This is a genomic window from Priestia sp. SIMBA_032 (assembly GCF_046535215.1).
GTDB classification, from domain to species: Bacteria; Bacillota; Bacilli; order Bacillales; family Bacillaceae_H; genus Priestia; species Priestia aryabhattai.
Genome location: NZ_JAWRXD010000179.1, coordinates 1 through 406, shown reverse-complemented (window position 1 = coordinate 406; position 406 = coordinate 1). Strand labels below are relative to the sequence as shown.

Annotated in this window: 1 protein-coding gene; it reads left to right on the top strand. The window is 58.6% G+C overall.

Annotated features, from left to right (window positions below):
- Positions 1–406, top strand: a 406-nt coding sequence (locus SB717_RS33905) for an MFS transporter (protein ID WP_410907194.1), incomplete at both ends; no start/stop codon positions are given.

Here is a 406-nt window from a genome sequence, read left to right as displayed (position 1 = left end):
CGCGGCACTGGGGCCTCTGATTGGCGGGGCGCTCCTCGAGCACTTCTGGTGGGGCTCGGTATTCCTAATTAATGTGCCGATCATGGCGGTAGTGATTCCCGTTGCCATCCTACTGTTGCCTTGCACTGAAGCCACGACACCTCGCAGATGGCCAATCGGCCAGGCACTGATCCTGATCGCCGGCATCATAGCCTTCGTCTACGGGATCAAGTCCGGGATCGGAGGCACGCAACCACTCGTGGTAGTTGTACCAGTGCTGTCCCTGAGCCTAGCGCTGCTTACAGTCTTCGCCCGTCAGCAGCTTCGGACTACTACACCAATGCTGGATTTATCGCTCTTCGCGCACCCAGTGCTAATAGCCGGGTTGATCATGGCGTTGGTCTCGATAGGCGCCCTAACAGGCGTG